This is a genomic window from Paenibacillus sp. 01T424, assembly GCF_056398745.1.
The window spans coordinates 12,690-37,649 of record NZ_JBFTPZ010000043.1 but is presented as its reverse complement, the minus strand read 5'-3'; the positions used below and the strand labels follow the sequence as shown (position 1 = coordinate 37,649).

The window sequence follows — 24,960 nt, the reverse complement described above, 5'->3', positions numbered from 1 at the left end:
CGTTGTTGCCGTACTATAATTCCGTATACTATTAATAGCGTAAGAGCGATAAGCAGGAAACAAAAATTTGTTTTCAATTAGGGTGATACCGTGTGAATAGCCTCGTCCCTATCGTTAAAGATAGAGATGTGGCTTTTTTTGTCTTTTACATTATTAAAAAAAGACATAATAAAAATAGACTGGATTGATTTGTATGCAAACATCAGCGCAATGGACATCGAAGATTGGTTTTATTTTATCCGCGGCAGGCTCTGCTATTGGAGTAGGCGCAATATGGAAGCTCCCCTATGTTACGGGGATAAGCGGGGGAGGGGCATTTTTTCTACTATTTATTTTATTCACTTTTTTTATGGGTTTCCCATTGTTATTAGCAGAGTTTGTAATCGGGAGAAGCACACAAAAAGAAGCCATTAGTGCTTATCGCAGCTTAGCTCCTCATAGCAATTGGCATTGGATCGGAAAGCTCGGGGTATTTACCTGCTTTCTTTTATTGTCTTTTTATAGCGTTATTGGCGGTTGGATTGTTATTTATTTTGCAAAAGGTTTGTTTGGTGGAATCATTAGTGAAGGCGCAAATTATGGAGCGGTCTTTAACGATACCATTGCTAATCCTATTTTAGTTATTGCGGCACAATTTGTATTTTTGGCTTTGACAGTTGTTGTAGTGGCAAAAGGGATTCAAAATGGGATTGAAAAGGTTAGCAAAATTTTGATGCCAGCTTTATTTGTACTCTTTATCGTACTCATCATTCGCTCACTTACACTGGATAACGCGATGGAAGGTGTGAAGTTTTTTCTAGCACCTGATTTCTCAAGGATCACATCCCAAAGTATATTGTTTGCGATGGGTCAAGCTTTTTTCTCCTTAAGTGTCGGAGTATCCGTAATGGTTACATACAGCTCTTATTTGTCAAAAAAGGAAAGCTTGATTCAACCGGCTATTTCTATCGTAACCATGAATTTGCTGATTGCATTATTAGCGGGATTGGCCATCTTTCCGGCTGTATTTTCACTAGGTTTAGAACCAGCGGAAGGACCTGGCTTGTTGTTTGTTGTCTTGCCCGCGGTATTTGATCAAATTATTTTTGGGGAAGTTTTTTTATTAGGCTTTTTAGCGTTATTTTTATTTGCAACATTAACGTCGGCCTTCTCGATGCTAGAAATCATTGTAGCTTCTATGGTTAAAGGCAAAGAGGAGAAGAGAACAAAATATGCCTATATGCTTGGTGCATTCATATTTGCGGTAGGCATTCCGTCTGCGTTATCTTATAGTGCTTTTGCCGACATTTTAATCTTTTCGAAAAATCTATTTGATTCAGCTGATTATTTAGTTAGTAATATCTTGATGCCGCTCGGCGTGTTTTTGATTTCGATTTTTGTACCGCTTAAAATGAAGAAAAGCACGCTGCGAGAGGAGTTATTGCAGCATTCTCGTTTTGGCGCTACTGCTTTTATTATTTGGTTTTTTATTATCAGGTTTATTATTCCTCTAGTCATTATCATCGTATTTCTTGATATTACTGGGGTGCTTAATAAAATAACTTCATTATTGTAGTATCCAACATTATGAGCAAAAGAAAGGGATACCCATAACCGGGTATCCCTTTTTATTTTATTTCCTTGCAGTAATCATAAATCGTTCTGAATTTGTTCTGATTCCTTGTTCGGTTTGGTTGTTTTTAATAAATTGTTGAAGGATTTGAAAATCTGTCTCGGATTGTCCGAAGTTCGGGATAATTGGCGTGTGTTTCAATAGAAAAATAAAGTCTTCAGCCGTCTCAAAATAATCGGTTGCGTTGTATTCAAATGACTGAATGTCTGTGAAGCCTGCATCAGCTAACTCTGCAATATATTGATTTTTCAAGACACCTTTTTTTGTACCAAATGACTGTCCTCTTCCGAATGCCTCTTTAAGGTTGAGCTTATCGTGCTCACTAACCTGTTGGGTAAAAAATACACCATCGTTCACCAATACTTTTGCGATTTCTTTGGCAGAAAAAGCGGAATGTCTGCAAGAGACTACATTGAAAAAGTGGTCAGGAAAATCGAGCTTCTCCGCATCCATTTGTAAAAAGCGTATATTTGATTTATTTGATTGTTTTACGTTATTTAATGCGGTCTCAATCATGCCTGTGGAAAGATCAATGCCAATTAGAAGCAAAGCTGAATCCGCTAATGATAATAATGCTTCTCCGCCGCCAGTGCCGATATCAAGCAAAAGATCAGACTTCTTGCACGACTGGATGACTTCATCATAAAAATCCCATGCGACTCCTTCTGAGACAGATTTCACTTTGCTGAAATCCCAACCGTTGATTTTCCCGACTTGATCATAAAATTGTTTGTATTCTACTGCATTCATATTTCTTCCACCTTCCAATGAGGATAATAAAAAACGAATGGATTGCTGCCGATATCCGTTCAAAATTTAGTTTCATGTGGTCAGAAGGACAGACGATCCCCTCTGCAGCTGGTACGCGTTTTATCCAGCCCGGAAACTAATTACTTCGAACCATTCGGAAAGACATTCCATTCACCTCGATTGAAAGATTGTTCTCATTATATGGCTAAGTGAGCTTATCAATCAAGCCATCGTGCAAAATGTACCGATCCCATATGGATGGAGGAATCAATGAAACTAAAATAATACAGACGGCCCCTTCATATACATAAATACATGAGGGGGGATTAGAAAATGTGGATGCTCATTCTAATGCTAGTCGGATGTCTCTCTGGTTTTTTTCTGTTCAGAAAAAATACTATGACCGTCACTAATCAGACAGATCAGAGCGTGCGGAAACTGTCCATTATTATTCCAGCTAGAAATGAAGAATGTAATTTACCACATTTGCTTGAATCCCTTAAGTCGCAAACGCTTCAACCCTTTGAAATTATTGTGGTAGATGATTATTCCGATGATCGAACCAAAGAAATTGCTGAAGGCTATGGGGTGAATGTTATTTCAAATAGCAGCCTCCCTAAAGGCTGGACAGGTAAGAACTGGGCGGTATGGAATGGATATTTGCATGCCTCTGGTGATATGTTTGTATTTTTAGATGCGGATATAAGACTGGCGCCTAACGCCTTGGCTTCATTAATAAAGGCTAGGGAGCGATCGAAGGGTGTGATTTCAGTTGTTCCTTTTCATCACACCGAGAAGCTATATGAGAAGCTTGCTTTGATTATGAATGTGCTTGGGATATTTGCGTTTACATCGGTCTTTGAAAAGAAAAACCGGATGAAAGGGCTCTATGGCTCCTGCATTGTTGCTTTAAGGGAGGATTACGAAAAAATCAATGGCCACGAAAGCGTAAAAGCTGAAGTGCTGGACGATTTGTTTCTAGGCTCCAAATTTATGGCAGCAGGGGTACCAGTCACTAATTTTATCGGATATGGCTTGGTTTCTTTCCGCATGTATCCGCAAGGCATTCAAAGCGAAATTGAAGGATTTAGCAAAGGGGCGGTATTAAGCACTTCGACGCTTAGTCCGTGGACGATTATCCCGATAGCTATTTGGGTGGTAGGACTGCTTCTATCGGAAACGGTGTTTATATTTGCGAATACTTCATGGGCTTTGCCTCTCTTAATCGGTTATTTTGTCTATATGTTTCAATTATTTTACTTCACGAAGTATGTAGGCGCTTTTGGGATCGTTATTCCGCTGCTCCATGTTTTTGCTTCGTTATTTTTTATCATTGTTATGCTTTATTCCATGTATCAGGTGCTTATTCTAGGGCATGTAAGCTGGAAAGGCAGGCACATCCGGGTAGGGGGCAAGAGGGACCTATGATCATATTATGGATTGCGGGTTCATTTCTATCGGGATCTCTTATGTTTTCGTATTGGCTTGGTCTAATTCGCAAGAAAAACATAAAAACGGTTGGCGACGGCAACCCTGGTGCTTTGAATCTTTGGAAGTCATCTGGATATAAATTCGGTGTGGCCGGTATTTTATTGGATTTTTTGAAAGGGTACTTGCCCGTGCTTTTTATAATGGGCAGCAGCTATAATCATGGTTATCTAATCGTTCCGCTTGCCATCGCGCCTGTAGCAGGGCATGCCTTTTCTCCTTTCCTGAAAGGGAAGGGCGGCAAAGCTATTGCTGTCTCATTCGGTATATGGAGTGCGCTCACGGGGTTCGAGGTTTCTTTGGCTTATGCCATAATTCTAGCGCTGATGGCCGGTGTGAGCCGTATGATATATAAAAAAAAGCCTAAATCCACCGAGGTGGATGGCTTGCAGGTTGTGGTTGGCATGCTGCTTCTTTCCGTTTATTTGTATATAAGGATGTTTTCAGCTGCCATACTCCTCGTATGGCTTGGAAATTTTGCAATTCTTGTTTATAAGCACAGAGTTGAAATAGGGAAGTCGTGGAAAAAAGGATATGACAAAGGTGTCTAAAATGATAAAGAGATTGTCTCTTAAGGTGATGCCTTTCGAGACAATCTCTTTAATTATCTTCCCGCCAAACAAGCCTTCATCAGGAGTTGTATTTATACTACGAACGGGAATTTTCACGCATAGCGCCCAATACGATGTGATAACCATCAGGGTCTTTGATATAAGCGTTTTTAAATTCGTGATTGCCGTGAGCATCAGTAAACGGTTCGACCGCAATATGTCCGCCTAGTCTACGCACTTCCTCAATAAGTGAGTCCAAGTCATCCCAGCTCACATGAATAAATGTGTCCCATCCATAGTCGGGGCCTTCCCATTCTGTAGGATAATCTGGACGTTTTTGTGCGCGTGCGTTAGGCCGGACATCTTCAGCGGAAGCCGCCTGCTGCAGAATGACGGTCATTCCGTCTCTTTCCGCATGCCCCCAGTTATCGATATGGCAGCCGAGCACATCACGGTAGTATTCCTGGGACTTCTTTAAGTCCGAGACCAGCCGAACTTGAATGGTGTGACCGAATATTGCTTTTTGACCTGTAAGTGTCTTTGCAGCTTGCTCGCTCATTTTATTTCTCCTTTGTCACCAGAAATTTTATTAAGCATTTTTGACTATATTCGATTATCTGCCAATGTTTTCCTGCAATTACACCGAGATTGGTATGCTACAAGAAGCGGTGAGACAAGATCAAACAAAACCAATGTCGACTTATGTATTGATAGCACGCTAGTGCGTATGCTGAAAAAAGGATGCATAAACGTCTGTAACGCAAGCTAGCATATAGGTACTAAACCAAATCTATAAATCAATCAAATGTCAGGTTGCAAATGATAGAGATGATTCATATGTTGTAAGTATCTTCTAAGAGGAGGAATTACGCATATGCCAAAAGAAAAGAAAAATGCAAAAAACAGTTCACTAGGCAACCGTACAGGCGGCAATCGTACTGGGGGTAACCAAACAGGTGGCAACCGCACAGGCGGCAATCGTACTGGAGGTAACCGAACAGGAGGCAATCGCACAGGCGGCAACCGTACTGGAGGTAACCGAACAGGAGGCAATCGCACAGGAGGCAACCGTACTGGAGGTAACCGAACAGGCGGCAATCGCACAAGAGGTAACAGAACTGGAGGCAACCGGTCTGGCGGAAATCCAGCTGGTGGCATTGAATCAGGCACTGAACTTTAATTAAAGCAGAAGATGCCTAAGATTTGCATAAGCTATGCTTGAACAAGGAAGCAGCTCATGACTCTTTTGAGTACTGAGCTGCTTTTCTTTTTCAAGGCTTCATAGGAAGGGGATGAATGGTGGTAACTTACCCTTTACCTTTACGTGTCAACTCAGCAAGGGCAACCCATTGCTCGTCGGTCACCTCAGCCAAGCTGTTGAATTGACCTGCTCCTTGCAGCCACTCACCGCCGTCTATCGTAACGACTTCACCATTCAAATAATGAGCAAAATCAGATACTAAATATGCGGCTAGATTGGCTAGTTCTTCTTTATCACCAACCCGCTTTAAGGGGATGCGGTTGATCATTTTCTCTTCAAGCTCGGGAGTTGGAGATAAGCGTGACCATGCGCCTTCTGTTGGGAACGGACCGGGTGCGATTGCGACTTGTCGAATTCCGTATTGCGCCCATTCTACTGCGAGTGATCTAGTAAGAGCTAGAACGCCAGCTTTGGCTGCTGCGGACGGGACGACATATCCTGAGCCGGTTGAAGCATAAGTTGTGACGATATTTAGCATTGTTCCGCCTTTTCCTTGTTCAATCCATCGCTTTCCTACCTCGAGCGTCGTATAAAAGGTTCCGTGCAGAACAATATGTAGGATGGTATCTACCGCTCTTGGAGAAAGCTTTTCAGTAGGACTGATGAAATTGCCAGCTGCATTATTGACGAGGATATCGATTTGACCAAAATGGTTCTCAACGGCTGTAATAAGCTCATGTACTTGCGCGGGGTCTCGTACATCACAGCTTTTGTAATACACGCTGCTTGTCGGTACACTCATTTCTTCAGCAGACTGCTTCAGTACGGCTTCTCTGCGACTTGCAATGGCGAGTTTAGCGCCTAGAGCAAGAAACTTTTCCCCCATAGCTCGGCCGAGGCCTGTAGCTCCTCCCGTTATGAGAACGACCTTTCCTTGCAATAAATCGTTTGTAAATGGTCCCAAATGCACACCCTCCTCTGAATCAGAATGATTCTGTCTGTTTATTCATATCAGGGAGTGGTATAGGTTATGTGCAAAATAAAGAATCATTTAGACACTATCCATTCATAACATATCGACTGAGAAATGCCGCCACTTTTTGTTCATAGGCTGTTGTATCCGTACCATAGGACATGCCGTGACCAGCACCCTCGGCGATATAAATATCTTTGTCAGCTTTACAAGCTTCATAAAGCCTCCACACCATTTCTGTAGGTACAAAAGTATCGGCGGAACCATGAATAAAGAACATGGGCAGCTTATTTTTATCCAGCTGCTTGATTGCAGATGCCTCCTCGAAGCTATAACCTGCTTTAAGGCGGGTTAATAAGCTAGTTGCAGGCAAAATCGGAAAAGCAGGCAGCTTGTACATCCGCTTTAGTTGATAAGAGAGCTGATCGGTAACGGACGTATAGCCGCAGTCCTCCACAATGACCTTGACTTGTTTTGGAACGTTTTCACCGCTTACCATCATCACAGTCGCTCCACCCATCGAAATGCCGTGCAGCACGATTTGCACCGATTCACCAAGTTTCTGTACGACCTCGTCTATCCAAAGGAGATAATCCTTCCGATCTGGCCAGCCGAAGCCGATGTAATCGCCTTCACTATCGCCATGACCTCGATCATCAGGCATGAGCACGTTATACCCAAGCCTGTCATAATAAAATTTAGCGAAGCTGCCCATATCTTTCCCTTGCGAGGAATAGCCGTGTGCAAGAATGACGGTTTTGGACGTCAAAGTTTTGGCTTCAAGGTAATAGCCAACCAAGGAGAGACCGTCACTTGAAGTAAGGTGCCAAATTTCATAAGCTTGTTTTTCTATCCATTCTACCCCTATAGCCTCAACCGGTGTTGGACCAGTTTCGTCTGCTAACGCAATGGCAGCTTGATCATCCGTTTCCTTTTCTCCGTGAATTTGCGCTAAATCCTGATTATTGCTTAAAAATGCTTTTGAGTTTCGTTTGATTGCCACGTAATAGAAATAATAACTAATCACGGTAAGTAAACTGATAAAAAGGACCACCAAACCTCCTATTCCAAGTACAATTCTGCTCATCAGCATCGTCATAGTCATTCATTCCTCCAAGTAGGCGGTTATGTGTGAATTTGTGCTATGTCTCTATCATACTGAAGAAAGCTGCTAAAAGGGAGCGGATTGTTGAAGTGATGGTTTKAGTGTGGAGATTATAAAGGTATTGCCAGCTTCTTTATGGAATCAATCGTTATTATTGTTTCTTTTCTAATGAAAATCATTCCTTGTCTGCAATATTTCTAGTCTAAGCTCATTAGCTTGCCTTTATCAATGATGTTCATTACCAAAAAATAGTATATACTAGGCTCATATCGTACATATTCGGGTTGATGAGGGGTATAAGAGGCATGGAAATCGTAGAGGCAACCATTTCGTCCATTCAAGCCGCTTTGGAATCTGGCGAGATCACATCTCGCGAACTTGTACTATTTTATTTTGACCGAATTGCAGCGCATGATAAAGATGGACTCACGATAAATTCGGTGCTTGAGCTTAACCCCGATGCTTTATTTATAGCTTCTGCATTAGACAGCGAACGAGCTGTCCAAGGCCCAAGAGGTCCGCTTCACGGCATCCCCATCATGCTCAAGGATAATATTAATACAGGGGATAACATGCATACGAGCGCTGGCTCGCTTGCGCTTGCCAATTCCTATGCGGGAGTAGATGCTTTTATTGTACAAAGGCTGCGCGAAGCGGGGGCCATTATATTAGGGAAAGTGAATATGACGGAGTTTGCTAACTTTATGACAGATGGAATGCCGTCTGGCTATAGCTCGCGGGGCGGCCAAGTTCTTAATCCTTACAACATATCTACGCCGACAGGCGGATCAAGCGCTGGTTCAGGCGTCGCGGTGGCTTGTAATTTTTGTATGGCTTCGATTGGCACGGAAACCTCAGGATCGATCTTAAATCCAGGCAATTTAAGCTCAACCGTGGGCATTAAGCCGACCGTTGGACTGGTGAGTCGATCAGGCATATTACCACTCTCAAACTCACAGGATACTGCGGGACCAATGGCAAGAACCGTAACGGATGCAGTGATCGTATTAAACGCTATAACGGAGCATGATGACAGGGATGCTGCAATGGGTGCGGGGTACTTTAAAAAACATAAGGATTATCGTGTTTTCCTTGATCCGAAAGGTCTTGAGGGTGCACGAATTGGCATTCCTAGAGATTATTTTTTTGAGGAATTAACGGACGAGCAGCTAGCCATATTTAACGACGCAGTAGAGGTGATGAGAAAACAAGGCGCGGTCATCATTGACCCGGCTGATGTAAGAACTGCTAGGCAAATCGTTTATTCATCAGTAGTGCTGAATGAATTCAAATCCTCGATAAACGCTTATTTGTCCAAGCTGCCTCCAAACGGCAAAATTCGCTCGCTCAAAGACATTATTGCTTTTAATAACGAGTATCCGGTTGAAACCTTGAAGTATGGACAGTCCACTCTGCTGCTAGCAGAAACGACGACTTCAGGTACACAGACTGAGCTTCCATATCTTCGAGATCGGATTGCAGATCTCCGTTTATGCAAGGAAGAGGGAATAGATGCGACGATGAAGGAGCATCAGCTTGACGCGCTGCTTTTTCCTGCTGACTTTGGAGCAAGGATTACATCGCGTGCAGGTTATCCATCAATTGTCGTGCCAGCTGGCTATACTTCAAAAGGAGTGCCATTTGGTGTGACATTCGCTGCGAGGGCTTTTGAGGAGCCGATGCTCATTAAACTCGCTTATGCATACGAGCAGCACAGCATGGTGAGGCGTCCGCCTTCATTAAAGAGCTTTATTTAATGGGATAGGACGAGATGCCGCATCTCGACTATTATACGTTGGACGGAGATTTGACTCAGAGCTTTTTAAGCGCGTAACAATCAAAAACGCCTTCGTCGTCCTTTAGACGCTGTGTAGCTTTGATGGTGAAATATAAGATAAGTATGAGAAAATGATATACTTTCCTATATTTAAAAAAAATCCTCTCGACTGTTGGAGTCGGGAGGATTTGTATGCCTTTATAGCGCTATTTCTTCGCTTTAAAGTGAACAACCGCGCTATATAGCATCTTTTCAATTTTAGGATTAAATACAGCATGATGGCTGACGTGGAACACCTCTAGCAGCAAACCTTTATTATTTTCAATTTGCTGATCGATTTTTAGCTCTAGCGTCTTCAAGTCATAGGCTTCAAAAAATTCGATCTTATTTTCAATTAAATCTAGTCGGAAGTCCATTTGTTTATCTCCTATAAATAGATTTATAACCTAAACCCATTATACAGAGATATTACTTCACCCACAAAGCTTCAATTTCTTCAAGTGATTTTCCTTTGGTTTCCGGTACAACACGCCATGTAAACAAGAAGGCGAGCAAGGCCATGCCACCATAAATCCAGAACGTAGCGGCAGGTCCTGTAGAGCTAAGCATAGGCGGGAACGACTGTGAAACGAGATAATCCGCTGCCCAGAGCGCCATTGCAGCAATAGCCGTCGCTTTTCCGCGAATACGGTTAGGAAAGATCTCAGACATGATGACCCATACGACTGGTCCAAGCGAAATAGCAAATGAAGCCACATACAATAAAATAAAAATAAGCACGAGTGGACCTGCTGCATGTCCCGTTTGAAAAGCGATGCCTATAACAATCAAACAAATCGACATGGAAGCCGAACCAACGAGCAGAAGCGCTTTGCGTCCTACTTTATCAATGAGCCATAGAGCAACGAGGGTGAACAATAAGTTGATAAAGCCGACCAAAATCGTTTGGATCAATGAAGCGTTTGTTCCTGCGCCTGTTGCTTTGAAAATTTCTGGCGCATAATACATGACGGCGTTGATGCCTGTCACCTGTTGGAGCACAGCAAGTCCAACTCCTACAATTAATGCAATTCGAAGCCCTGGAGAGATTAGCTGCCGAATCGAACCGCTCTCTTGCTCGAACGAATGCTTAATATCGATCACTTCTTTTTTGGCGAGCTCTTCGCCGTGAATACGCAATAAGATCGGAAGAGCTGCTGCTGCGCGCCCTTGCTTGATCAGCCATCTTGGGCTCTCGGGCACAAAAAATAGCAAAATCATAAATAACAAACCAGGTATAGCGCCAACTCCGAACATCCAGCGCCAAGCGGAGGCGATGCCCCATGCTTCGTCACCTGATCTGGAAATCCATAGGTTTACGAAATAAGTAAGAAAGATGCCTGTAACGATGGCGAGTTGGTTAAGTGCAACAAGTCTGCCGCGATATTTTGCAGGTGCAATTTCGGCATTGTAAAGCGGGCATAACGTAGAGGTAATTCCGATTCCGATTCCACCAATAATCCGAGCCACAATAAACGCGGAAAAAGTATCCGGAATAGCTGAGCCAATCGAGCTGACAATAAATAGAATCGCGGCAGCAATAAGTACCTTTTTACGTCCGAAGCGGTCTCCCAAAATACCAGACATAGCCGCGCCAACAATACAGCCAATAATTAAGCTCGATACAGCCCATCCCACTTGTAGCTTTGATAAGTCGAATCGATCCTCCATAAAACCGACAGCACCTGATACGACTGCTGTATCGAATCCGAATAATAATCCGCCAAGAGCGGAAACAATGGAAACAAGCGTCACAAATTTCATGCTTACTTGTTCATTTTTGTTAGTAATCGGCATTTCCATTTCCGTTTCTCCTCTCTGTCAAAAACCTTTCCTGCGTGAAAACGAACTTTATTATAGCATGCAAAAAGAGCGAATCCGCTCGTAAAAACCTGCATTAATGAGTGTTGTTCCCGCATTTATTTTAGACATTGCACGCATAGGGAAACGAATAAAGAGAACTAGCATTTTGTTGTCATCCCAGCACAAAAAAGTCCATGTCGTTGCAGCATGGACTTTACTTATTTGCTCATTTTTTTATCCCCGGTAGTCGGAGGGGGGAACACCGGTCACTTTTTTAAAGACACGGCTGAAATAGTTTGGATCATTATAACCGACCTCGAAGCAAACTTCCTTTAAACTCAGTTTTCCAGTTGCCATTAACGCTTTCGCCTTTTCGATACGAAGGGCAGTGACATATTCGATAAAGGTTGTGCCTACTTGCTGCTTAAATATTTTACTGAAATAGTGTGGGTTTAGATGAACGGATTCGGCTACTTCTTCGAGTGAGAGGTCCTTTGTATAGTTGTCCTGAATAAAACGTTGTGCACGGTCTAGCACGGATTGGGTTTGCTGCTCCCGCTGCTCTCGAATGCGCTGCATTGCTGAGATAACATACGCTTCAGGTATAGCTTCCACATGTTCATGCTGCTTGTTATCACGATTCAGTGAAGGGACTGCACCATGTATCAATTCATCAAAGTGGCATATCTTGCCGCATTGCTCATAATAATTGGAGGCAAATACAGCCTCAAAATAGGATTTGCGCAAACCCTCAACACCCAAGCGCGTTTTTCCGATTCCGACTAAGATGTCAACCTCAAGCTGACGTGCTGCGATCGTGCATAGATCTTCACCTAAAGCGGTTCCGGCTGCCTTCCAATCTGCGTCCACAACAGATTTATCATGATTGATGAAGATAGCCATATGGCGATCAATTAAGGAGCTTACAACACTATTCGTTAAAGATGATTTGATAAAGCTTCTAATCGTATCGTAAACTTTTTGCTTACGATTAGCTTTGACATGCTCGGGAAATGCGATCACGATCGCACAGCCTTGTCCTAGTGGAAAGCTGAGCCATTCTGATAATTGCTCGATATCGGTATTTGTAACATGATCGACCATAAACATCATAGCGAGTTCATTTTCTGCTAAAGGCATTAATTGAGAAACTTTATGCCGCAGCTCTAGTTCGTCCGAGCGTTTCCTCTTCTCAAGCTCGAGTTCCTGTATGAGCTGCTGAAGCGTATGTATGATATGCTCGCGTTTGGCAGGCTTGACTAAATACTCTTTCACTCCGAGAGAAAGGGCTTCTTTGGCATATGCAAAATAATCATAAGCGGTCACCATGACGAACTTCACATCCGGCAAGGTATGCTTGATTTCGCGGATTGCTTCTAAACCTTGAATGCCGGGCATATTGACATCCATAAGGACGATATGGGGGCGATATTCCTCTGCTTTTTCTATCGCGACACGTCCATTCTCGGCATGGATTATTTGAAAGGTATTCGGAAGCATTCGTTCAATGATCAATTCCAAGCCTTCCCGCTCAAGTGCTTCATCATCCGCGATTAACAGTCGGTACATGTATGTTTTCACCGTCCTCTCTAACAGGTATTCGGATTGTGACTGTCGTTCCTTTACCCCGTTCGCTTTCAATATCGACTAATCCATGTAGACCATAAAATAGTTGGAGGCGCTTAAACACATTTTTTGTGCCAAGGCCTGTTGATTGTTCGGTGAATGCGCCAGCTTCCATTCGGAGCAGCGAAACTCGAATCTCTTCAGTCATTCCGCTGCCATTGTCGGATATGGAGATACGTACATGATGTTGATCATGCTTTATTTCAAGGCGAATCTTCGCTCCATTCTCCATACGTTCAATGCCATGAACAAAGGCGTTTTCTACGATGGGTTGAAGCGTGAGCGCAGGGATGTGATATGACAATGCAGATGGGTCGATATCCTTCACCAGCTGAATGCGGTCGCGAAAGCGTGCTTGTTGAATGGTGAAGTACTCCTCTACATGTGCTACCTCATCTCTGAGCGTGACCGCATGCTCCAGATTGCGCAAGTTATATCTCAGTAAATTGGACATCGAAATAATGAGATCACTTGTTTTCTCGGCTCCTTCAATGAGCGCTAGCTTGGATAATACATTGAGCGTATTAAAGAGAAAATGCGGATTAATTTGGCTTTGCAGCGCTTGCAGCTCTAATTCCTTAACGAGTCGATCCTTCTCCAGGCTTTCTTTATCCCGCTCCATCAATTCGAGGAGGTCGCTCGACATTTGCTCGAATGCGCCTGATAATACGCCAAGCTCATCCTTGGCTTGCAGCTCGTTTGAGCTTTGCTTTAGATGTCCCTTGGAGATCTGCTTCGCACGTGAGACAAGACTGCTTACAGGTCCAGTAATGCTGCGTGAAATCCATATGGCAAGTAAAATGCTCAGCAGGGTGTTCGTTATGAAGACGGCGGCACCGAGCAAATACATGCGTTTATTTTCAGCTTGAATCTGCTCATATACAGGTTCATAAATGTTTAACTCCAATTCAACCAGCTGCTGGCTGTCCTCTTGTATGAAGCTTGCTGTCCTTTCCGCATTCTCGTATTGAGTGAGCGACACCTCCGACCTTTCGGCAGAAGCTGCAATGAAAGCGTCTTGCTGCTGCTCCAAAAAAGTATCTAACAGATGAACGTAGCTAGTAATAGTGGAGGAAGATATGGAAACATTCGACTTTTCTTGGAGCAGCAAGCGCAGATCCTGAAGTTCCACTCGACTATGATCATATCGCTTTTTATTGCTGTCGTCTGGATTAAGCAAATAGCTATGCAGCGTACTTAAGTTGTTATTTACAACCTTGGAGGACTGGTTGTACAAAAGGATACGATCGATCATTTGATTATAGCTTTGCTGAACCATCTTTCCACTTTGAAATAAAAAGAACGTAACCATATTAATGAGGAGAACGAGTAATGGGATGAAAATGAGCAGCTTAGTCCGAATGGTCATGGGCTAGTTTCTCCATTTTCTTGAACGAAGGGCTTCTGGCCTTGTACCGATATTTTCGTAAAATGCTGCACAAGAAGCTCCTTGCCATGGAGGTAATCGTTCAACTGTGATACAGCTTCATTGCCCATGTCGTAAGGCTGCTGGACAATGGTTGAATGGATGATTCCACTGCGAATAAGCTCCAAAGTTTCATCGAGCGCATCAAATGCAAAAATTTGCAGGCCTTTTGGCCGAATGCGTTCAGTGGCCTCCGCGATGCCGATCGCATCGAGTGCGCTTAATCCGACCATTACATTCAGCTGTGGATAGTGCTGAAGCAGTTCCTCTGTTTCACCTGATGCTTGGAGGCGTGAAATGTTTGAGGAGCGCACCTCGACAAGATTCAGCTCGGGGTAACGTGAAATAACCTCTCGAAATCCAGCAAGCCGCAGCTGCTGATTGGGGGCTTGCTCGTTTCCGATTAAAGCGGCGATTTGCCCATGATTTCCAGCCGCTTCGGCAACCAATTCACCCATAACTTTGCCTGCATCGAAATTGTTTGTGCCGACATAAGAGAGCCTGCGGCTGTTCGGAGCATCTGTATCAATCGTTAAGACAGGAATGCCATAGCTAATCGCTTTATTAATTAATCCGATATACTGCGGGTCGCTAAGCCCCTGTACGAGCAGCGCATCAGCTTTGGCTGCAATAGCTTTCTCCAGCAGCTTCATTTGCTCCGCGGGATTAATGCGAAACGGTCCTGTATATTCAAGCTCCATCCCAAATTCAACCGCTGCATCTTTTGCACCTCGTTCAATTGATCGCCAATATGGATTATCGATTTCTTGGGAGATGAGGACAATATGATAAGGAGGTTTCTGGCTTATCTCGCTTGAGAGAATTGGCTGCAGCAGATCCTTTATCCGAAGCGTGGAGAGAAAGAAGCTTAGCAGAAGGCTGGAAAATACAATAAACAGAATGGCAATGCCTATGTTCCATTTACGATTAGACATTATACAACTCCCTTACTGCGTCCATTTATATCGGATTATTATACAAGAACAGGCGAATAATCAAAAGCTACAGCGAAAATGAGCGATATTGAAGCTATACAACATACAACTAAATCATTATAATTTAGTAAAATTACGGAAAAAGAAAGGGGATTATTATGGAGCATCAACCGCCTAATGCCCAAAGCAATCTACATAACCAATTACATGATCCAGACAGTCTTCCTCAGAGAATATGGAAGTTCAAGCTGCATTACTTGATCGTCATTCCCGCTCTTATGCTCATATTGATTTTTAAGCTGCTTCCATTTGCTAACGGTATAATTCTATCGGTTGTCGACTACAAAGTTTTTGTTGGCCTATTTGAGAGTTCGTGGGTAGGCTTTAATCATTTTGCCMAATTGTTTAACGATGAGAACTTCCGAAGGGTAATTGTAAATACATTTGTTATCAAAACGGGTTATATACTCGCTAGCGGTTGTATCGCATTCCTTCTGGCGCTTGCTCTGAGCAATATTCGTTACAAGTGGTTGAGAGGGCTGTTCTCGTCTTTATTTCTTATTCCTTTTTTCATTCCTTCTATTGTTTTTGTGTATATTTTCATTTATATACTTTCGATAAGCACATCTCCCTTTCTAACCTCGGGGACTCTGATTTTGGGTGATGAGACATTATTTCGGCCGATCATTGTATTCGTTGAAGTGTTAAAAACATGCGGTATTCCGATCATCATCGCGCTTGCAGCTATAGCCTCGAAGCATGCTTCAGTGAACCGGCAAGAAACGGGGCTTGCAGGCTTCGGGAATAGCTACCTTGTAATGAATGTGATTCCAGCACTGAAAGCGGTAGCCGCTTTTATGGTGCTGCAGCTGTCTGCCATCATGTCCACGGACTATGAGCTCATTAGAAGCTTGCTGAATCCCTTGGTATCGAAGACAGGAGAGACGCTTGACGCTTATATTTTTCAACTAGGTTTTTTGATGATGAACGTAAGTCCTTCCGCTGCTGCGGGCATTTTTCAGTTTGCGGTTCAACTGCTCTTTACGATCATCGCTTATTTCATTGTAAAAAGACTGTTTTTAAAGCAATTATTCAGTAATCACACTGGTGCAGCTGACATTAAAACAACGAATAATGGACGCAGCATAATTGGGATTGTGACAGCTTGCTTATATTCAATCGTTGTAATTTTTTTACTGTATATGCTGTTCATCTATCCGTTTACTGGAGCCGGAGAAGCAAGGCAATCGGTGTGGAGCTTCATATCGTTCTGGAACGTTTTTTCTTATTCAGTCTTTAACTTTGTTGCTGTAATTATATTTTTATTGATGACTGTCACACTGGCTTATCCGCTGACTGTCAAACATTTGCCAGGGCGCAGCTGGTATAAGTTGTTTCTGCTTATCGTCATTTCGATGGGAAGCGGGATGATTAATGAGTACCTATTCGTTCGGAGCCTGGAAATGGTCAATACGATTATTCCGCAAATGATATTCGGCTTTTTTAATTTAGCGGCGGTTTTTGTTCTCAAAAGTATTTTCAACAGTAGATACGCCGACTTAAAGACTGAGGCCGAGCTATCGGGAAAAGGGGAACTGCATACGTTTTTCACTCTGTTTATCCCAAAAATATGGAAGCCACTGCTTGCGCTTGGCGTGCTCCATTTCGTCGTATTATGGAACTCATACTTACCAGCGTTAATTTATATTTCTAATATGGAGCTGCAAACACCGATAATGAAATTAGTACAGTTAGCAAGCTCAGGAGGAGAAATGGACAGTACATTAATGCTGCAGCTTGGAGCATTGACAAGCCTGCCGTCAGTTATGTTATTTCTTATATTCCGGAGATGGTTGACTTCCGAGATATTTATCGGTCAGATCAGAAAGCTTTAACATTATATTTGGAGGGAGCTTGGCTAAGGCTAACTTCCTTTTTTTGATTTCAATGAGGATTCACCATATATTAGAGTAACTTAATAGTTAACTATATAATAGGTTTATCACGGGTTTTCAAAGTAATAGTTGACAAACAAGTTAATGAAGACGTATTCTTGTTACGAAATGGTCGTTATTTCAGTTTATTATTAACTTATTAATTAATCTTATGAACGTCATCAAAATATCAATGGAGAGGCAGTGTGATTAATAATGTCTTTAAATACGGTACATGCATCACAAGTGAACATCCCTCGAGCTGAGTATCCTCGGCCAGATTGGCAGCGCTCGGAATGGTTGAATTTGAATGGAGCATGGTCCTTTGAATTTGACCATGAGAATCGTGGCATCGGTGCAGATTGGCATAAATCGAAAGGTCAATCCTTAAAGTCGGAAATCACTGTTCCTTTCTCCTGGTCAAGCCCGTTGTCGGGAATCGGAAGCAATGATAAAGGCATCGCTTGGTATGATAAGGAAGTAGATTTTGCACCAGAGCTAGCTGATGCGCGAGTAATCCTTCGCTTTGGAGCAGTCGATTTTCAGTCCGACGTATGGGTAAATGGGATCTCCATTGGTTCGCATGAAGGCGGATATGGCCATTTCGAATTTGATGTAACAGACGTTTGGTCAATCGACAGCACAAACTCGATTACGGTTCGTGTTGAAGATTTTGATCATTCATTCCAAGGCCGTGGCAAGCAAGGTTATGGAGAAATTCGCGGCATTTGGCAGCCCGTATGGCTGGAGGCTCGTCCTCAAAACTATGTACAGGATTCGAAGTTTAATACAAAATTGGACGGTACTATACAAGTTACGACTAGAGTGATAGCAAGCCGCGCAGGTCATGCTCAGCTTTCCTTCTTGTTTGCAGAGGGTGCTGTATCACATCAATTCGAAGCAGAGCTGACAGAAGGAGCCAATACGATCAGCACTTCATTTGTAGTGGCAGATCCTAAGCTGTGGAGTCCAGAATCTCCTTTCTTATATGAAGGCGAAGTTTCCTTATCCAGCAATGGTCAGTCGGATGTTATAAGCACTTATTTTGGTATTCGTGAAATTTCGACTGCACTTGTAGGTGATCGGAATTATCGCTGGATTATGTTGAATGGCAAGCCTGTTTATTTGAATGGAACGTTGGATCAATCCTTCCATCCAACCGGATTTTTCACGTACCCGTCCGATCAAGAAATGCATGATGAAATTTTCCTTTTAAAACGTTTGGGCTTGAACTTTGTTCGGATTCACATTAAGCCGGAAGAGCCGCGCAAGCTTTACTGGGCCGACAAACTTGGAATCCTCGTGATGGAGGATATGCCATGCTTCTGGGGGGACCCGGATGAGCAGGCACGGCTTGCTTACGAGAGTGAAGCGCGTGAAATTATTGATCGTGACTACAATCACCCGTCGATTTTCTCTTGGGTCATGTTTAATGAGACATGGGGCTTGAAAACGGAAAGTGAATCCGCGTCACTAACAACAGATGCATCACATCCGCAAAATTATTTGCCGCARACGCAGGAGTGGGTTCGTTCCATCTATCGTTGGGCCAAACAGGTTGATCCAACCCGTATAGTTGAAGATAATTCACCATGTAACTATGATCATGTGGAGTCTGATATTAACACTTGGCATTTCTACATTAATGGCTACAATGAGCTACGAAACCATGTAACAGAGGTCGTTGATAAAACGTTCGTAGGTTCTACCTTTAACTATACTGCGGGCAATGTACAATCAGATGCACCATTAATGAACAGCGAATGCGGCAATGTGTGGGGGATCGAAGGCGGAGCAGGAGATAGCGACTTAGCCTGGCATTACCGCTATATGATGAATGAATTCCGCCGTCATGATAAAATGTGCGGTTTCGTATTTACAGAATTCCGCGATGTTGTAAATGAGTTTAACGGTTATTACCGTTTGGACGGCACCGACAAGCATTTTGGCTACGAGTGGTTCGTTCCCGGCATGACGATCGCAGATTTGCACTCGCCAGATTTTATCGTTATTGATGCACCTCCTTGTCAAACGCTGGATACAGGCTCGCAGGTTACATTGGAGCTTTTGCGTTCCAGCTTCTCGGACCGTTATCATGGTCAAGCGCTTCAACTGGCGTGGGAGCTGTCGTATGATCATTTTGGTGTACGTACTGTCGCACAATCAGGACACGAAATCATTGACTGGAACGGATTCGGCGTGAGTGCATTGCAGCCGCTTTCCTTGAAAATGCCTCAGCAGGATGCGGTTGCGGTAATTGCAGTACGTCTCTTGTCTTCCGAAGGCAAAACGATTACACGCAACTTCGTTACTTTCGACGTTCGCAGCGGTCAAACCAATGGGAAATACGAGGTTGACGGCCAAACGATAAGCGTGCCGGTTGCAAGCTTCACCGATAGCGAGTGGCCGCATAGCTGGAATTCGTTGCAGAATCAGAAAGTGAATGGCGGAATTGCAGGACAATTTACGTATGATGTACAACTGCCATCCATTACGGAGCAAACGATGATTTATGATATTGAACTGTTTTTTGAAGCGGGCTCCAAGCGTCTGCTAAAACGTGATCTTGAGGAAAGCATTCAGAAAAAGCTGGACATTTCCTTTATGCATGGTGCGCTGTCAGATCCTGAGTACAATATAAACTCGTATTTTATGACGGATTCGGATCGCCATGAAGCTAAGCTAAATGTTCTCATTGATGGACAGCTAGTTGATACGATTGTGTTGACAGATGATCCAGCGGATAGCCGTGGCGTTCTGTCTTGGCACTATCAAGCGGTTTCTAACAAGCTGGAGGATGCAGGCTCATACGGCTATCTCTGCAAGGTCATGTTGCCTAGTGCGCTGACTGCTAAGCTGAACCAAAACCGCAGCTTTAAGCTTCAGCTCGAAGCTGAACAAGGCGGTTTGACGCTTTACGGACGCAATGCTGGTCGTTATCCGATCGATATTATCGTTCACCATAGAGGTTAATTCATGAAGTGTAATCCGTTATTTGCTACTCCGTCCATGATGATTTATGATTAGAAAAGTTACGAATTTGTTAACGGATCTGTTGAAAATAATCGAATGGGATCTTGTAAAATAGAGGGAGTAGACAAAGAGGGGGTACATATAGATGAACGTTCCTGCAGGTGTATGGATTTTTTCGGGTATTATCGTTGTATTGCTCACATGGCTGACACTTTGGGTTACAAAAAAAGCCTATTCGAAAAAATGGGATGAATCAGATCATTAGTTGTAATGATAAACTAAACTTTAGATAAGAAGAGATAGAAAGAGAGACTCTTTAGCTAAGCGGCTGAAGAGTCTTTTTTGTGTAAGTAGTGTACTCTGTTAAACTAACAAAGTAAGATTTAAAGGCCATATTATGGATGAGCAAGAAACTTGACACGACACCTTTTGGTGTCCTATAATCAATATGACTCCAAAAGGTGTCTTAATAAGCTGTTATGTCGTTTAATCGGCAACATTACAGTAAATAATAATGAAAAGGTGGGGGTGGTTTTGAACGATAAAGGTCAGATGAGGGATGTTTACGACGCTGTTGCCGATCCAACAAGGCGAAAACTAATTCAATTGTTGGCAGAAGTTGAAGACTTGCCCCTACATGAGATAACGGTTCATTTTCAAATGGGTCGGACAGCGGTTTCCAAGCATTTGGCAATCCTGAAAGATGCTGATCTTGTCATTGCTCAAAAGGTTGGCAGAGAAACGAGATATCGGTTGAATGCTAATCCGTTGAAAGAAATAAAAGATTGGGTATCTTTTTATGAAGGTTTCTGGAATGAAAGAATAGATAAATTAAAACTTATATTGGAGGAAAAGAAATGAAACCAGATGTATCATTAGATTATCAATTTACAAGCTCGATCGACCAAGTGTGGAATGCTTTAACGGATTCAGATACGCTTGCGAAATGGATTTGGAATAATGATTTTGAACCGGTTGTTGGACATAAATTTCAGTTCAAAACGGAGCCTTCCGAATGGTGGAACGGCATTGTAGATTGTGAAGTGCTTATAGTGGACGAGCCTCATACATTATCTTACACTTGGATAAGTGCCGGAGAAAATACGACAATTACATGGACTTTGAAAGAGGGTTCAGATGGAACGGTTCATCTACACCTCGATCAAACTGGATTTAGTGAAGAAACAAAATCCCGTCCGGGAGCAATTGAGGGAGCTAAATCTGCTTGGACTTACAAGGGCAATCAGCTTGGAAAAGTGTTAGCCGAACTGTAATATGATTTTTCAACTTTCATGATGCTAGTTTTTCAGCACAAAACTTAATTCATCAATACAAATAAATCATTTTTTAAAATAGGGCGCAATTCCGCAGTAAGAATTGTGCTCTTTCTTTTTGATAAGATGCCTATTGAAATCATTTTAAATGAGCAAACATAGCAGGTTGGCTGTAGAAGCTTGCTTTTATCATATACAGAGACAAATTTTTAGAGATTGGAGAGGAGATCACAATGAAAATAAAGCAATTGATTGCGAACAATATTAACAAATTAGATGAAGTACTGCCAGTAGATAAATCGTTAGGCATAGCTGGTTTATCTGGATCTGGAAAAACAACTTTTTCTCAAACCATTGGTGAAGAATCGAAGAAACGTCTTGTTTCCTTATTGCCAAAGGCGGAGTATCAGTATCTATTTCCTACTATTATGGAAACCAATTTCAGTGCCATTAAGATGGAGGAAATGCCGCTTGTCCTTTTTCTAGGTCGATCATCCATTTCTTCAAATCCTCGTTCAACTATTGGTACGCATACTGGCGTTTTTACTGAAATTCGAGTTGCGCTTGCTGAAAAGTATAATCTTTCTCCAGAAGTTTTTTCATTTAATAATGAATTAGGCTGGTGTCCAGACTGTAAAGGCCGCGGAACAACTAAAAATATCGAATGTAAAAAATGTATGGGGAAACGTTACAATCAAGAAGTTGAACAATATAAATTTGAGTTATTGGATCAAGCACAGAGTGTATCGGACATCAACGACTTCAGTGTGGAAACAATTTATTCACTAGCAGAAGTTCTAAAGATTAGTGAAGGTAAACAAAACATTTTAAAAAATATAATCAATATGAATATTGGTTACTTAACGTTAAATCGAATTATGGGAACATTGTCAGGTGGAGAAGTAACTCGGCTCTACTTGGCTGAATTTATGGCTACAAGTGAGAATACGGTTATTATTATCGACGAAATTTCCGTAGGTCTTGATCATCAAACGTTATTGAAAATTTTAGCTGAGATTAAACAATTGGGAGTTAAAAATCAAATTTGGCTCATTGACCATTCTGACACGGTGCTGGACACAGCGGATAAGCATTTGTTTTTTGGCCCTGGCAGCGGTAAATACGGCGGAAAAATAGTGGAAGAATCACCACGTCCAAAGCCAATCCACGGGGAACGAAACGAGGCAGCACCAACAGAATATTATCAATTTCTTGATCTTCACTGCCGGAATATTCAAATCAGTGAAATTCAGATTCCTAAAAATAGACTTGTCACATTTACAGGCGAGTCAGGCTGTGGCAAATCCACACTTGTTAATGAGTGCATGTCCAAAGATTTTGTGAAGCGCTATCCGAAAGATAAGCTGGTTATGGTTGGGCAAGATCGAAACCAATCGATCACTAGCCGGTCAACCGTTGCCACTTTTCTAGATATTAAAAAGAAGCTTACAAAATATAGTGATGATATTGATGATATTTTTCAGCGCTCGATTGAAGATATTATTGTTGAGCTGCCAAATGAAGACATCGCTCATAAACGCTTGAGCTTATTGATCAAGCTAGGACTTGGTTATTTGACGTTGGAGAGAAAAACACAATCCTTATCAACGGGTGAATTTCAATGTGTTCATTTAGTTTCTGAGTTGTTTGCGGGCTCCAGAAACCCGAATACGCTATTTATTTTTGACGAGCCATCAAAAGGGTTATCACAAAATATTTTGAATCAATTCATTGATAGTGTGAGGGTCATTCTTCAGGATGAATCCGTCTCTATAATCATGATTGAACATAATTCGTATATGCTGGAAAGCTCTGATTTTATCGTTGATTTTGGCAAAAGACAGCTTGCACCCGTGGAGCATCTTGATGTGGTCAGTCATGATGATTATTACCGGGAACAAAACCATGAAGATAAAGCTGCTCCTTTCCATATTCCTTCAACACTAGATCAAAAAAATGGCGTAAATTATTTAAAAGAAAACCAGATTACCTATTTTAAAAATGCAGAAAACGTTTATAAAGGCGGCATCTTAAAAAGCTTATCATCCATGGCTCGTCTCATTTATGGCGAATATGAATCGGATACCATTGCACCCGTCATCGCCATTGATTTGGAACGCCACTTGTACAGCCAATATACTTTTCTCTACGAAATTGGCGGCTTAATCAACCATATTGTGGCGGCACATCCAACCAATAAAGATACGAATAGCTTCGATTTCTATAATCAAGGCAATCATTGCCCATGCTGCTCGGGCCGCCGTGTAATTGAAAAATTTGATTTTGATATTGTTATTCAGGACAAAACCGCGCCATTCTGGGATGGCTTATTGCATCCAGATGTGATGGATATTTTGAAGTTTTATCAATTCCCAAAAATAAAATTTATTTTTGAAGAGATTAAAAATGAGCTCGGCCAGGATATAAGCAAAAGTTATGCAGAGATGACAGACGCAGAAAAGCATACTTTTTTGTACGGATATTGGGAAAAGTCATTCTATGATAAAGTAGGCAAGGCATCAAGGACTTGGGAAGGCTTTAATCACATCATTGGGATGTATATGGTGGTATCGAAATCGGAGATTAAAGAGCGTATAAAAGAATCCAAAAAATTGATTACTTGCCCAATTTGTCAAGGAACGGTATTAAAGCATCATAAAAAGCTAAAGTTTGGCGAGACGGATATTCGTGAGATTATTCAGCAGCCTCTTGATCAAGTCATTAAAACCGTTGGAAATCTACAGGTTCTAGACAAAATGAAAGCGATTGTCGGGGGCGATATGGTTTTGACGGAAGAGGTTTCTCTATTGCCTAGGGAGACGCAAGCTGCGCTGAAAATGCTTGAACTAGAGGTTGCGAGCTTTTCCCACTACGAAATGGTCTTGCAAAATGTGCTGCCATTCTGGGGCAGTATTAGCAACAGTATCGAATCCATCAGTATTAATAATCGGATCACCGTCTGTGATTTTGCCAATATCACCGAAACGAGAGAAACGATCATTGATAAGTATTTCACTAATGGTAAATACAAAAAACTGACCTATGTCTATGAAGCGTTTGGTTACAAAAAAATTGTCACCTTAATAAATAAAATTAAAGCTAGCCAGCCATGTCCATTCTGTAAAGGGAAAAGAGTAATTTCGGAAGATGGGCTCCATGATGGCGTGTTCAAATTATCGGTACCATGTGTTAGCTGTTATGCAAGTGGCATCAATGATGAAGGGCTTAAGGAAATTGTTGAAGGCATAGACGTGCAAACATGGCTGACCGGCAAAGTAAGTGATGTTGTTAAAGACAGCTCAAATATTGAGGCAGTGGCTGATATTCCAATTTTCAATCGCATTCGTGAGTTGAATAAACAAGAAATGATGGCTGTATATCAGTTTCTTGAGCAAAGCTAGATGTCATTCACTGAAAGAAACTCATTTGCTATCCTAAATTGCAGATGAGTTTTTTTGTTATGCTGAAGGTTGTATAATAACTTTGGGAAATC

The 24,960-nt window shown here is 42.2% G+C and carries 19 protein-coding genes; 10 read left to right on the top strand and 9 right to left on the bottom strand.

Going from position 1 to position 24,960, the window contains the following annotated elements:
* Positions 1-193: 193 nt before the first annotated feature.
* A complete protein-coding gene (locus tag AC1DPK_RS26450) occupies positions 194-1,555 on the top strand; it encodes a sodium-dependent transporter (RefSeq protein WP_477512162.1) in 1,362 nt (453 codons plus the stop codon).
* Between the two features lie 57 nt (positions 1,556-1,612).
* On the opposite strand, the gene AC1DPK_RS26445 is transcribed toward AC1DPK_RS26450, so the two are convergent.
* A complete protein-coding gene (locus AC1DPK_RS26445; RefSeq protein WP_477512161.1) occupies positions 1,613-2,362 on the bottom strand; it encodes a class I SAM-dependent methyltransferase in 750 nt (249 codons plus the stop codon).
* Between the two features lie 333 nt (positions 2,363-2,695).
* Here AC1DPK_RS26445 and AC1DPK_RS26440 point away from each other — a divergent pair, with 333 nt between their 5' ends.
* A complete protein-coding gene (locus AC1DPK_RS26440) occupies positions 2,696-3,790 on the top strand; it encodes a glycosyltransferase family 2 protein (protein WP_477512160.1) in 1,095 nt (364 codons plus the stop codon).
* Positions 3,787-4,401: a glycerol-3-phosphate acyltransferase gene (locus tag AC1DPK_RS26435; RefSeq protein WP_477512159.1), complete on the top strand. Its 615-nt coding sequence runs from the start codon at positions 3,787-3,789 to the stop codon at positions 4,399-4,401. The genes AC1DPK_RS26440 and AC1DPK_RS26435 overlap by 4 nt, the downstream gene beginning before the upstream one ends.
* A 97-nt stretch (positions 4,402-4,498) precedes the next feature.
* Here the strand turns inward: AC1DPK_RS26435 and AC1DPK_RS26430 are convergent, their stop codons facing one another.
* A complete protein-coding gene (locus tag AC1DPK_RS26430; protein ID WP_441882885.1) occupies positions 4,499-4,960 on the bottom strand; it encodes a VOC family protein in 462 nt (153 codons plus the stop codon).
* A gap of 315 nt (positions 4,961-5,275) precedes the next feature.
* Here AC1DPK_RS26430 and AC1DPK_RS26425 point away from each other — a divergent pair, with 315 nt between their 5' ends.
* On the top strand, positions 5,276-5,581 hold the full coding sequence (locus tag AC1DPK_RS26425; RefSeq protein WP_477512158.1) for a hypothetical protein: 306 nt from the start codon (positions 5,276-5,278) through the stop codon (positions 5,579-5,581).
* 127 nt (positions 5,582-5,708) lie between these two features.
* Here the strand turns inward: AC1DPK_RS26425 and AC1DPK_RS26420 are convergent, their stop codons facing one another.
* Entirely contained in the window at positions 5,709-6,566 is an 858-nt protein-coding gene (locus AC1DPK_RS26420) for an SDR family oxidoreductase (protein ID WP_477512157.1), read from the bottom strand.
* A gap of 94 nt (positions 6,567-6,660) precedes the next feature.
* Positions 6,661-7,680 (bottom strand): alpha/beta hydrolase, encoded by a 1,020-nt coding sequence (locus tag AC1DPK_RS26415; protein ID WP_477512156.1) that lies wholly within the window; start codon positions 7,678-7,680, stop codon positions 6,661-6,663.
* A 305-nt stretch (positions 7,681-7,985) separates the two neighbouring features.
* On the opposite strand from AC1DPK_RS26415, the gene AC1DPK_RS26410 reads away from it, so the two are divergent.
* Positions 7,986-9,437: an amidase family protein gene (locus AC1DPK_RS26410; protein ID WP_477512155.1), complete on the top strand. Its 1,452-nt coding sequence runs from the start codon at positions 7,986-7,988 to the stop codon at positions 9,435-9,437.
* Positions 9,438-9,663: 226 nt separating this feature from the next.
* Here the strand turns inward: AC1DPK_RS26410 and AC1DPK_RS26405 are convergent, their stop codons facing one another.
* The 5 genes from AC1DPK_RS26405 to AC1DPK_RS26385 form a co-directional block, all read right to left on the bottom strand.
* The gene (locus AC1DPK_RS26405; RefSeq protein WP_076268099.1) at positions 9,664-9,873 is read right to left on the bottom strand and encodes a YrzA family protein; all 210 of its coding nucleotides are present in this window, start codon (positions 9,871-9,873) and stop codon (positions 9,664-9,666) included.
* 52 nt (positions 9,874-9,925) lie between these two features.
* On the bottom strand, positions 9,926-11,299 hold the full coding sequence (locus AC1DPK_RS26400) for a sugar porter family MFS transporter (protein WP_477512154.1): 1,374 nt from the start codon (positions 11,297-11,299) through the stop codon (positions 9,926-9,928).
* Between the two features lie 234 nt (positions 11,300-11,533).
* On the bottom strand, positions 11,534-12,868 hold the full coding sequence (locus AC1DPK_RS26395; protein WP_477512153.1) for an AraC family transcriptional regulator: 1,335 nt from the start codon (positions 12,866-12,868) through the stop codon (positions 11,534-11,536).
* Positions 12,843-14,294: a sensor histidine kinase gene (locus AC1DPK_RS26390; RefSeq protein WP_477512152.1), complete on the bottom strand. Its 1,452-nt coding sequence runs from the start codon at positions 14,292-14,294 to the stop codon at positions 12,843-12,845. The genes AC1DPK_RS26395 and AC1DPK_RS26390 overlap by 26 nt, the downstream gene beginning before the upstream one ends.
* The gene (locus AC1DPK_RS26385) at positions 14,291-15,286 is read right to left on the bottom strand and encodes a sugar-binding protein (RefSeq protein WP_477512151.1); all 996 of its coding nucleotides are present in this window, start codon (positions 15,284-15,286) and stop codon (positions 14,291-14,293) included. The genes AC1DPK_RS26390 and AC1DPK_RS26385 overlap by 4 nt, the downstream gene beginning before the upstream one ends.
* Before the next feature lie 158 nt (positions 15,287-15,444).
* Between AC1DPK_RS26385 and AC1DPK_RS26380 the strand changes: the two genes are divergently transcribed.
* The 5 genes from AC1DPK_RS26380 (at position 15,445) to AC1DPK_RS26360 (ending at position 24,868) form a co-directional block, all read left to right on the top strand.
* The gene (locus AC1DPK_RS26380; protein WP_477512150.1) at positions 15,445-17,181 is read left to right on the top strand and encodes a hypothetical protein; all 1,737 of its coding nucleotides are present in this window, start codon (positions 15,445-15,447) and stop codon (positions 17,179-17,181) included.
* Between the two features lie 255 nt (positions 17,182-17,436).
* Positions 17,437-20,193, top strand: coding sequence for a glycoside hydrolase family 2 protein (locus tag AC1DPK_RS26375; protein WP_477512149.1), 2,757 nt, complete (start codon positions 17,437-17,439; stop codon positions 20,191-20,193).
* 552 nt (positions 20,194-20,745) lie between these two features.
* Positions 20,746-21,054 (top strand): ArsR/SmtB family transcription factor, encoded by a 309-nt coding sequence (locus AC1DPK_RS26370; RefSeq protein ID WP_372238995.1) that lies wholly within the window; start codon positions 20,746-20,748, stop codon positions 21,052-21,054.
* Entirely contained in the window at positions 21,051-21,467 is a 417-nt protein-coding gene (locus AC1DPK_RS26365) for an SRPBCC family protein (RefSeq protein WP_477512148.1), read from the top strand. The genes AC1DPK_RS26370 and AC1DPK_RS26365 overlap by 4 nt, the downstream gene beginning before the upstream one ends.
* Positions 21,468-21,700: 233 nt before the next feature.
* Positions 21,701-24,868, top strand: coding sequence for an ATP-binding cassette domain-containing protein (locus tag AC1DPK_RS26360; protein ID WP_477512147.1), 3,168 nt, complete (start codon positions 21,701-21,703; stop codon positions 24,866-24,868).
* Positions 24,869-24,960 lie beyond the last annotated feature (92 nt).